This window comes from Candidatus Hydrogenedentota bacterium (assembly GCA_016791475.1).
Taxonomy (GTDB): Bacteria; Hydrogenedentota; Hydrogenedentia; order Hydrogenedentales; family JAEUWI01; genus JAEUWI01.
The window spans coordinates 95,780-106,818 of sequence record JAEUWI010000023.1; the positions used below are offsets into that span (position 1 = coordinate 95,780).

Genomic DNA, 11,039 nt, shown 5'->3' on the forward strand with positions numbered 1-11,039 from the left:
ACAAACCCCGGCAAAGGCCGCCATCCGGCGACCGTGGAGACCTGTCTTGCAGTCTGGCTTTTCAACTCGCCTCGTGTTGGCCCTGGCAATCGCCACGGCAATCGCATTTTTTGCCTGCGGAAATGCAACCGCCGCCCCCACGACCTATGCGCTCGCGAACGGACTCCCAGTTTGGGATGTGGCCACGGAAGACCTCAATGCCGATGGCGTCAAGGATCTAATCCTGCTCGCCTGCGACGAAACGAGTCACCCGCTGAAGAAGGAACTGGCGGTCTTCATCGCCACCGCCGGTGGCCAGTACCCGGACAAGCCGTCGCAGGTACTGCCCCTGGATTCCCGGATCGGCGCGCTCTTTTTTGCCGAAAACGATGGCGCGGCCCCGAGGGAGCTTGTCGCGGCCCATGCGCGCGGAGCCGATGTATTCTCTTATGCGGGCGGCTCCTTCTCGGAGACTTCGGCACCCGAGTTCTTCTCCCTCTACCCCACCGGGTCAAAGAACCCGGTCTTCCTCGCCGATGGCGCGGCCGATATGAACGGCGACGGCATCGAGGAGTGGCTCGTCCCCGTGCCCGAAGGCTACGAACTGCGCCACGGCGCGGAACTGGTCGCGCAGGTCGCCTGCGACATGTACAGCGAACTGCGGCGGGGCAGCAGCATGTATGTATACAATCGATTTCCCGCCATGCTTCCCTACGACATTCCGGACAGCTCGACCAAGGGTCTGGCGATGCTCAGTGACGAGTTTGCGGACTTTGCCCACGGCGAGGGCTGGAAGGAAAACTGGCGTTTCAAAATTCCGGTAAACCTGGAGGAGAAGTGGGAGGCGAGCTCGCGAATGGACGATTTGAACGGCGACGGCTTCCCTGACCTGGTGGTCACTCAGACGCGGGGCACGGCCAAGCTGGAGGCCCAGACCCAGGTCTATCTGGCCAGTGCGCCCTACCAGTACCCGGAAAAGCCCACGGCCACCTTCGTCGCCAAGGGATCCCTGGTCAGTCCCGCGGTGAAGGACGTGAACGGCGACGGCAACATGGACATCATAATCATCAATGTCCCTTTCGGCGTAAAGAACATTGTCAACTTCTTTGCCCGCGGAAAGATCTCCGCCGATGTGGATATCTACCCTTACGCCGACGGCGGTTTTGGCGATGCCCCCGCCTTCAAGACATCCCTGACGATGGACGCGCCGGAGGGCCGGGAACAGACGGCCTACGCCATGGGGGACTTTAATGGCGACAAGCACCTGGACATGGCCTTCAGCCGAACGGCGGACGACCTGGCGGTTTACTTCGGCGACGGTAAGTCGATGGTCGGTTCCACGCCCTCCCTCGTGGTGAATGTGCCCAGTTTCGGTCAGGCGCGACCCGCCGCACTGCGCAGCGAAGAGCGCATGGACCTCGTCATCTTCCATCCCGGTGGCGAGAACAAGCATCGCGTGGAAGTGGTGCTCTTCGACTGAGCGCGCGAACGTCACGACGGGTTGCGTCGCTGATTGCAGGCACTTCAGAGACTGCAGGCACCTGTACGTAAGTCCCGAATGGCGCGAACTCAGGGAAATCGAGACCCCAAATGGAGACTACGGGCGCCACCCACACGCGGGCCGCTTCAAGCGGCCAACAGCTTGCGGGTGTCGTGACTTCAGGCGCGAGAGGCTGATCTCGTTTTTTCACCACCCCAATGAGACGCCTTTGTGGGGCCAGGCATGCTTAAACCATCGCACCCATAAACTCCGTCGCAAGCTCCTCCGTGTATGCGTGGCACCCGTGGTACCCTTTGCGGACGCAGAAGTTGGTGCCATTCGTGTCCGTCCCTGTCACACGCTGAATTGACCCATGAGCTGCTTCAAGCGCCCGGAGAGCTCCGACAACTCGGAGGCGGAACGCTTTACTTCGTCGGCGCCATGCCGGGTATCCGCAGCGGCGCCGTTCACCACCACCACGATATCCGCCACGTCGCTCATTCCGCGCGAAGCTTCGCCGATGTTCTCCGCGATACTGTTCGCGCCCTGAGCAAGCTCGGAGACGTTGCGCGCGATTTCATTGACGCCCGCCGTGGCTTCTTGAACATTTCGGGCGACTTCCGAAGAGCCCATGGCCGCCTGCTGAACCGTGCGGGTAACCTCGTCCGCGCCGGAGGCGGCACGGCCGATATTGCGCGCGATCTCGTTGATGGTGCTGTTCTGCTCTTCCACCATGCGCGCCGTCGTGCCGAAGGCGTGATTCAGATCGGTGATGGTCGCCACAATCCCATTGATCGCGGTGACCGCCTGGCCGGTATTGGACTGCATTTCTTCAATCTTCACGCGGATTTCTTCCGTCGCCGCCGAAGTCTGCTTGGCCAGTTCCTTCACCTCGTTGGCCACCACGGCGAAGCCCTTGCCCGCCTCGCCCGCGGATGCCGCTTCGATGGTCGCGTTAAGCGCCAGCAGATTGGTCTGGGCCGCGATGCCCTTGATGAGGTCCACGACCTTGTCAATCTGGTTGGCCGCTTCGCCCAGACGGTGCACCGTCTTGGCGGCGGCGTTCGCCTGCTCGGTCGCCTCGCCCGCCGTTCGCGCCGCGGCGCCCGTGCTGTGGGAAACCTCCGCCAGGGACGACGACATTTCTTCCACGGCGGCCGCCACCGAACCCACGGAGCCCGACATTTCGCCCATCGATCCCGCGATGCTTTCCATGCTCGCCGATACCTCCTCCACCGCCGCGCTCACCGTGGTCAGATTCGAGGACACCTGTTCCGCCGCCGACGCCACGACGTTGCTGTTGCTGCTCACTTCTTCCGTGCTCGCGGCCACGCTCTGGATACGGGCCGCCGTCGACTCGCTGATTGACGCCGCGCTCTCGGACTGCTCGCTCATGCGCAGGGCCCCGGTGGACATCTCCTCGGACGTGGCCGCCAGCGCGCTCGACGAACGGGAGAGATCGTTGGTGCTTTCCGACACCTGGCGGATGATACCCTGCAACTTCCCGAGGAAGGTGTCAAACCAGTGGCCGAGCTCGCCTATTTCGTCATTACGGTTCATGGCGATTCGGCGGGTCAGGTCTCCCTCGCCCTCGGCGATATCGCGGAGGCGCTCCACCACCAGGGCGATGGGGCGACTCACCAGGTGGGATACGGCCCAGGCCGCCACGGCGGCCAGCAGCAGGCTGATCAGCATGATGACGCAAATCACGAAATAGACCCGCGATTCCGTTCCCACAATGACCTGTTCCTGGCCTTCCACGGCCTGATCGCCGGCTTCTTCGAATTCCTCCGCGATGCCCAGCACCTCCGTCGCGGCGGCCTTGTATTCCCCGTCCACTTTCGCCAATTCGAGGTAGTGGGTTACATAGGCTTCCAGGAGCTCGGTATGCTTCGCGAAAAACTCGTTGTACGCCTCGGCCATGGTCTTCCCGGCAAAACCCGCGCCGTCCGCGGGCACGTCGAACAACCCGGTTTCGAGCATTTCCGCCGCGGCCCCGGCCTGGAATTCACGGCCTCGGGTGAGACCATCCTGACACCGCGCCGGGTCCCCGCCCGCGCGCAACTGCTCCAGGAAGTACAACTGCTGGTAATAACCGATCGTGGACTCCATGCCGCCGTCCGCCGCCGCCCACTTCGTGGAAAGCCCGGAGTTCCACGTCGTGGATTCATCGGGGTTCGCGGTCAGCGACTCCACGGCGCCGTCGCCCAGTTCCTCCATGTGGACCAGAAACTCCACAAAGGCTGCCGTGTGTCCGTCGAAGGCGTCCTGGGCCAGCACGAAAGCCGCGTTGGCCTCGCGGAGCGCCTCGAGCCGGGCGCCGTAGTCCTTCAGTGCCGCCTGAAACTTCTCATTCAGGGATTGATCCAGCAGCTTTGCGTCGATGGCCCGCCCGTAGGCCGTCGCAGCCAACTCTTGCCCCTCCTTCAAGCGCCTCTCATTCGTTTCAAGGTCGACGCCCGCCATGATGTTGCGCATCGCAAGCATTTGCAGTTCGAGTCCGATGGTCCCCTCCATCGCCCCGTCGGCCGTGGACCAGGCGGGCCCGGATAAGAAGTCGAGCACTTCCTTGAGGCTGCGGGCTCCCCAGAGACCGGCACAGCCACAGGCCAACACAAATACCGCCATTGCAACGAATGCGCCGATAATTTTTGCGCGAATGCTTCCAAAGAATCCATGTGTATTCATGAACTGGTGCTACCTTCCTGTTGGAACCCTGCAAAGCGGCGCCTCACCCGCCGTGCGGTTCGCTGCCCTGATCACCCACCACCTGATGTGGCCACTGCTAGAAGAATATACCGGTCTCGAAGTAAAGATAGTCCACGTCGTCGCCATCACTGCCACCGACGAAATCGAGTCCGTTTCCGCCGATAAAATTGCCGTCTTCGAGGCCTTCGCCCACAAAGAGGTGGTCCCAACCGATAGAGGAATAGAGATCTTCGCTGTAGTTGTAGGTCATGGAGATATCGAACTCGAAGCCGAGCTCATCGTCGCTCTCGCGCGTCCAGAAGGGGAAAAGAAAGAGGCGCGGCTGGTCAAAGGTTTCATCGGCCAGGTAGTAACCCAGATCGAAGGCCACTTCGATCTTTTCGGTGGGCAACAGGTTGAGGCCGGTGTGGAAAATGTAGGCGTTGGTCAGGTCCGTGCCGTCGAGCACGCCGCTGTAGGACCAGTTGCTGAAGAGTCGGTTGAAGCTGACGCTGGCATCCCGGGTATAAAAGGGATTGAGGAACGAGGCCGCGCGATCGAAGGCGGTGATGTCGCGGTTGTCTTCCCCTTCGAGCCAGGCGAAGGCCACGTAGACGCGCGGATCCCATGCGATATCCAGCGCATAGCCCAATTGGAGGTTCAGCCCGAGATTATCGTAGTCGGCGCTGTCGTCGCCGTAGAACACGGGACGAAACAATGACCCGGCCTGGCTGGCGTCGCCAAACTGATAGGCGAGTTCCGCTTCCAGATCCCAGCGACCGAAGACCGCACTCGTGCGAAGCCCCACGGTATGAAGGCGAGTTGGCTCGTAGGCATCCACGCCGAAGAAGTCTTCAATCCCTTCGGTCAAAATGGAGCCGGTGGTGTCATTCAATGAGCCGCCGTCATGGATGTACATCCAGTAGGCGTCCAGGGTGAGGTTTTCGATCCCCGTGTAACTCCCATAAACGCCATAAAAGTTTGTGTCGCCGTCCTGCTCTCCCGTGGTGTCTTCGGCAAGCTTCATGGCCCAGGCGTCGATGGTGATATCGTCGAGACCGTAAGTCGCCCGGGCGCCGTCGAAAGAGAGGCCCCACGAGGGCGCGGGGCCGTCGTCATTACCGCCGGAGAGCCATTCGCTGCCCAGACGAAGTTCCTGGCGCCCCAGACGCAGGGAAAGAGGACGATCAAACATTTCATTGGTCTGGATATAGGCCTGGTAGAGCTTCACCGGGTCCGCCCCGGCGGCGTCGACCCCCGTGACGTAGTTGGATCGAAAGGTCGTGCCCCATACGCCAACGTGATCAAATTCGATGTAGGTGGTCACCCCCTCCGTAAAGTCCGCTTCGACGCTGAATCGGGTCCACTGTGACACCGCGGCGCTGTCCAACTCATCTCGGTCAAAGGCGAAGCCGCTGAAAATGCCCTCCCCCAGCCCCGTGCCGATGGGACGTCCCCTCAACCATGAGGCGGGAATGCGAAGTCCATCGTCGCTGGGTGCGACGTTCGTGTAGTACTCTCCCAGTACAATGATCTGACCGCCCACCTCCATATTCTGCAGCTCCGCTCCCGTGGCGACCGCGAAAGCCGCAGCGACGCTCAATGCCAAACCCCGAAACCTGGTGCTCATTCTTAGGTCCTCCGAACCCGATTGTCCCGATTGCTCCGCAGTCCGCTTTGAATTGCGAACTATCAACCTGTGTATCACTATACAGCAATGCGCAATTTGACGCATAGTATTATTTTTGTCAACTTTTACCCGCCGTATTTTTGCATTTCAAATTAAATTTTTAGTCATACCTAACAGGGGAAATCCTAGCAAAATTTCCGGTCCCTGTCAATTCCGGACAGCCCGTCCCTCAACTGTGGGCGCGACTCTTCTCCGTAGGCTTAATCCGCCACTCCGCGTCGTCCCCAAAACGATACTGCTTACCGGCGTGGCCCACATATTCGTTGCCGTAGACCGCGCGAACAATACCGGCCATGCCGAAGGTGGCCAGCAGCACCAGGGCAAGCCCCAGGCGCGCGCTGCGCATCAGGGATGGACCGTAGTCGATGAGTCCGCAGCCCGGTGCGTTCATATCTGGTCCCGGCAGGAGCAGTACCAGCAGCACGGCCACCACGCCGTTGACCAGAATCACCCCCTCGGTGATGAGACGCTGGTCGGTGAAGCCCGAGATGGCCCGCTCAAAATTCATGGCGACGACGGCAGCGAGGAGGGCGATGTAGAGCAACTGTCCCCGACCCAGTGCGCATTGGGGTACGAGAGGAAAGGAGCGGCGCTGGTGCATGAACATCAAATACACGCCCGCCAGGGCCGCGATCGCAAAGAGCAGATTGAACCAGCCCCACGCCGACAGACTGAACGACCCGAAGAGGGGCGCGGGCATATTCTCCGGCATAAGCCCCCGCGTCACCCACTCCACGACGTTCTTATACATGTTGAGGTAGACCACGCCAAAGAGCGTGAAGCCGGTGGCGAGGACCGTCGACCGCGAGCCGGGCACGGGTGGCCCGTCGTTTCTTCCCGACTTCCCGGCCAGAAGGCCCATGGCAATGGCGAGGCCGATCCCAAAGAGGAAACCGTCGGTCTGCTCCATGACGCTGTGCCAGTTGGCGCCCTGCCAATGGGCCCAGCGCTCGACCACGCCCGGAGCCGACTCCATCTGCGGGTTGCCGGGCCGGACGAGCATGAGCTTGATGAGCGCGCCGCCCGCGAATCCGAAGCCGCCGAGGAAACCGGTGACAAGCATGGCGTAGAGCACGGCGATATAGCGGTAGCGGACCATCCATACGCCCGTACCGATGGCCACGCCGAGGACGCCCGCCCAGTTGTCGCCCCGGGGCGGGGTCATCCGGAAGATCATGGGCCCGTCGTAGACCGGGTGGCCGAGCAAGACGGGGAGCAGGAGAAAACAGGCAAACCACCCCACGGCCATGTGCATGAAGAGCGATGCGCCCGATCCGAAGCGACCAAAGCGCAGGAAGTAGGCCGAGAGTCCCGCGAGTCCGCCGAGGAAGCAGCCAATATACTGGGGATAGAAGAGCACCAGGTTGGGCCAGTTGATGATCTGGTCGGCCAGGACCGCCGCCTCGCTGATGCCCCGCTCGGCCGCCGCCCGCGCGACAAATTCCGGGCTTACCTGGTAGTGCAGCAGGGCCTGCGCGATCGGGGCGCTCCAGCCCAGGTGATCCGCCAGCAACTGTGCGCCGTAACCGCAGGTCGTACCCAGCAGCAGGAAGATCGGCAGGAGCCGAAAGAGAATCAAGACATAGAACCCGAGAGCGCCCGCAAGCGCGCAGGCGGGAACCAGGAGGGGTGTTACGCCATGGGCCGCGGGATGGGATCCATCGGTCAGCGTCGCCTCCCAATTCAACCCGGCCAGGGTGCCTGCCGAGGCTCCGGCCAGCACGACCAGCAGGCGCCAGATCGGGCTGAACCGGGTCAGATGCCTTTTTCGATTGTCCCACAATTCAAAGCAGAGCAGGCCCAGCAGGGCGGCGGCCGCTTCCATCCAGTCGGAGTCAAACCAGTAGGTGTGCGCGGCCTGACGTGACCACGTGTCGTCAAAATTGGCGGGGTAGAGGGTTTCGAGGTAGAGCTTGAAAAACTTCTGGTAGATGATCCAGGCCACGAAGATCCAGCACAGCGGCCGAAACACGGCGGAGAGCCTGGCCCGATCGGCCACCGCGGCAAACGCGGTCCCGGCCCCGCCCATGATTGACCAGAGGAATCCCAGAACGAAGAGGCCGAAAAAACCGAAAAACTGGCTCGGGAGGTGCCCCGAATGGGTGTAGGCCACGACCTGCATATAGGACATGGAACCGCCGAAGGCCCAGCCCAGCGCGCCAAAGCAGGCGAAGTAGGGCGCCCGCGCCCGCCAGTCTTCCCGCCCGGAGAGCAGGCAGACCGCAAGGGCGGCCAGCGCGCCGGGTATCATGGCGCCGTATTCGTGTCCGAAATTGCCGCGAATCCCCCATCCGATGGAAAGGGACAGGGCTGTCAACAGCACCGTCCCCGCCCGAAACCCGGTCAAACCCTTCGCATTGCCCACGGTGCTTCCTTCCCATGATATCAATAGAGACCCATTCAGGGTAGTCTACCGATCATGCTCCGGCCATGCAAAGGGCTTGCGTCCCTCCCGATCAGGGCGCTGAAAGCAAAACGAACCCGTCCTCCGTGCCTGCGGCAGCATCGTAGCGATAACCCGCCGAGTTGTACAATTGAACCAGCCGCAGCACTTCGGACATGCTGGTCGTCCAATCTTGCGGATTGTAATCCGAATCATGGGGCGTACAGGTCTCGGCGCCCGCACCGGGGGCATAGCCATCGTCCGTAGTGTCATCGCAATGATAGGCCTTCAAGTTGAAGAACTGCACTACGCGAAGCGTTTCCTGCAAGGAAATCGTGGCGTCCTGGTCGGTATCGGCGCTGTGGTAACGCTCCGTATCGTCGCCGCACGCCCCCAGCGCGCTCAGATCCGTGGAGACGAAATCCGATAGCGCTCCTTGTCCCGCAGAGAGCCCGACCACCGAAGGCAGGCCCGTCAGCGTGCCATAAGAAAATCGGATGGTGCCGTCGAAATAGAGTTCAAGCTGGATGGTATTGCTGCCCCCCAATTGATAATGGCGGAGCCCCGCCCAGGTGACGACGAAACGATTCGCCAGTTGGCGATACCATACCGTGCCGGCGGTGGTGGGCACGAGGTCCATGAGACAAGGGGAGACGCGCGGCGCGCTGAAGTGCGTGCCGGCCGAGGCCTCGTAGGAGGAATCGCCGGACTGAAACGTCACGTTTCCGTTGTTGTTGATGAACAGGCGGTCGTAGTCCACGCCAAAGTAGGGAAAGAGCGCCCCGCCGGTAAGGTTGACCTGGGCGAAGCCGTCATCCGCCAGCACGAGCGTTGTGGCGCCGTCGTCGTCCACCGGCAAGCCTGTGATTACGTCATGGCAGAGGCTGTAGCCGCCGTCCTCCCGGGGTGTGAAGCGCACGGTGCTGTTTGCCAGGTCCGGATTCTGGCTGGCGAAGACCTGGGTGTAGTACTCCGTGCTCTCCGCCGTCGCGAAGGTGAAACAGGTCCCGCCGTTGTCCGCCACGACATCATTCCCGGCGTCGTCCGATGCGTCGATGGAAACGAAATAGGCGGTCAGGGGCAGCAAGCCCTGCACAAGTACGTTGTGGGAAGTCCCGGCGGCGAAGGAGGCCTGCACGGTGTTTTCGCCGCAGGAGGTTCCGACGATCACGGTACCCCGTGCGCTTTCACTGGTTTCAAATTGAACCGTAGCGTAGCGCGCCCCGATCTGGGTCACGGTAACTTCGGTCACGATCGGTTCCGTACAATCGACATCCGCTTCCACGGTCACGACGTCGGGAGCGGACTCCCCATGGGATGCGTCGGTATAGCTCACGGTGATGGTATCACCCTCCCCCACTTCGAGACTCCCATTGCCCACGGTGACTCCACCCGCCATGGTCGCGATGGATCCGGAAAACTCGCCCGCTTCTTCCGAGGCGTTCAGCGTCGCGATTTCCGCGTCGCCGCCCGTGGTGGAAAGCTGCACGGTGGCCGTGGGGTTGGCGGCGAGGTCCGCGTCGCCCAGGTCAATCACGATCTCGTCCGCACAGCCGTAGCGCGACTGATCGAGGGAAAGTGCGCCGTCGGAGGATAGGAGCTCGGGAACGAACTGCATGAAACTGGTGGATTTGCTCACGTCCTCGCCGCGCCCGCCGCTGTTGGAAACGACGTTGGACATGGAACAATTGCCGACTGTGACGAAGTCGTTCTCGCCTCGGACGAGTATGCCTTCGATCAGACCGGTGAGGGGATCAATGACGGGAGAGCCGGAGTTGCCGCCATAGGTATCCAGATTCGCCACAAAAAAGCCCGCGTTGTCGTTGGTGCGAACCGCCGTATTGTCGCCAAAGGCCAGCTTGAGCGGAAGACCCGCGGGGTGCCCGATGACACCTACGGGAGCGCCCACGGCGATCTCGCCGTCGCGGCGAATCGAAAACGCGCGGGCGCCGGACGCAACGATGGGGCGATCAACGCGTATCACCGCGTAGTCCTGATTCCCCGCCAGCGCGCGCCCCAGAATTTCGACGCCCTGATAGACCTCGTCTTCGGAAAAAGTCAACACGGGCGTGTTGGCGTCTTCCATGGCAAACCCGAAAACGAAACGTGTGCCGCTGAGATCGCTTGAGTCGTAGCAATGCCCCGCCGTGGCGATAATGTCTTCACCCACCATAAACCCGGTGCAGAAGGCCGCGGTGGGCTGGTTGGAAAAGGGTTCTTCATCGCACACGTCATACGCGGACGTACGCAATGTGTAGGTGCCGTTGTTGTTTTCCTGCAGGGAGGAATTGTTGACCAGCCCGCAGGTCGAAGCCGCCCATTCGAGGCGATCCGGGTTCGATTCTTCGTACAGATCGATCCGGTCATCGGTGCCGTAGACGACCTTGGGTTGGGGAGGCGCTGGCTTAGGCGTCCAGGGTGTGCCCCCTATCGTAGTGCGGCTGGGTTTGTCCTGTTCCACGGTGTCTCCGAGGGCCGGCAAGTTGGTGGCAGCCAGAACGCAGAGCCCGAGGCCCACGCGCATCATGCTAAGCATATTTCGCACTTTATACTGATCCCTTACGGTGTTGGTGGTCCATTTATGCCCTGTTTTTACCATAGAATCCCCGCATCGTGCCGTCACCGGAGTCCTGGGCAGGTCGCCCCTCTATTTCATACTATACCAAAAGCAACGTTGTATCGTGTCAACATTTATGGTTCATCCTGAGCTATCCCCAGTTTGGTGCAGCCTGTGCGGTGGCTAGTATTTTGAGTGCATCCACGGCGTCCGATATTTTCTGGCCACGCCTCTTGATGTAGTAAATTCCAATACGTAGCAA

General features: G+C 61.4%; 5 protein-coding genes. 1 reads left to right on the top strand and 4 read right to left on the bottom strand.

The genetic code is table 11. The features are described 5' to 3' along the window. The first annotated feature begins 46 nt into the window (after positions 1 to 46). Positions 47 to 1,459 carry a VCBS repeat-containing protein gene (locus JNK74_14060; protein MBL7647307.1) on the top strand — a complete coding sequence of 471 codons (1,413 nt, stop codon included), beginning with the start codon at positions 47 to 49 and terminating at the stop codon, positions 1,457 to 1,459. Positions 1,460 to 1,813: 354 nt separating this feature from the next. On the opposite strand, the gene JNK74_14065 is transcribed toward JNK74_14060, so the two are convergent. The 4 genes from JNK74_14065 to JNK74_14080 form a co-directional block, all read right to left on the bottom strand. Then, a complete protein-coding gene (locus JNK74_14065) occupies positions 1,814 to 4,147 on the bottom strand; it encodes a methyl-accepting chemotaxis protein (GenBank protein ID MBL7647308.1) in 2,334 nt (777 codons plus the stop codon). A 97-nt stretch (positions 4,148 to 4,244) separates the two neighbouring features. Continuing rightward, positions 4,245 to 5,777: an alginate export family protein gene (locus JNK74_14070; GenBank protein ID MBL7647309.1), complete on the bottom strand. Its 1,533-nt coding sequence runs from the start codon at positions 5,775 to 5,777 to the stop codon at positions 4,245 to 4,247. Positions 5,778 to 6,006: 229 nt separating this feature from the next. Continuing rightward, complete coding sequence (locus JNK74_14075; GenBank protein ID MBL7647310.1) at positions 6,007 to 8,202, bottom strand: hypothetical protein; 2,196 nt, start codon at positions 8,200 to 8,202, stop codon at positions 6,007 to 6,009. Between the two features lie 91 nt (positions 8,203 to 8,293). Then, entirely contained in the window at positions 8,294 to 10,765 is a 2,472-nt protein-coding gene (locus JNK74_14080; GenBank protein ID MBL7647311.1) for a trypsin-like peptidase domain-containing protein, read from the bottom strand. Positions 10,766 to 11,039: the final 274 nt, after the last annotated feature.

Coding starts and splice junctions, on each gene's coding strand:
- JNK74_14070 (MBL7647309.1), bottom strand. CDS start 5,777: ATGAGCACCAGGTTTCGGGGTTTGGCATTGAGCGTCGCTGCGGCTTTC.
- JNK74_14065 (MBL7647308.1), bottom strand. CDS start 4,147: ATGAATACACATGGATTCTTTGGAAGCATTCGCGCAAAAATTATCGGC.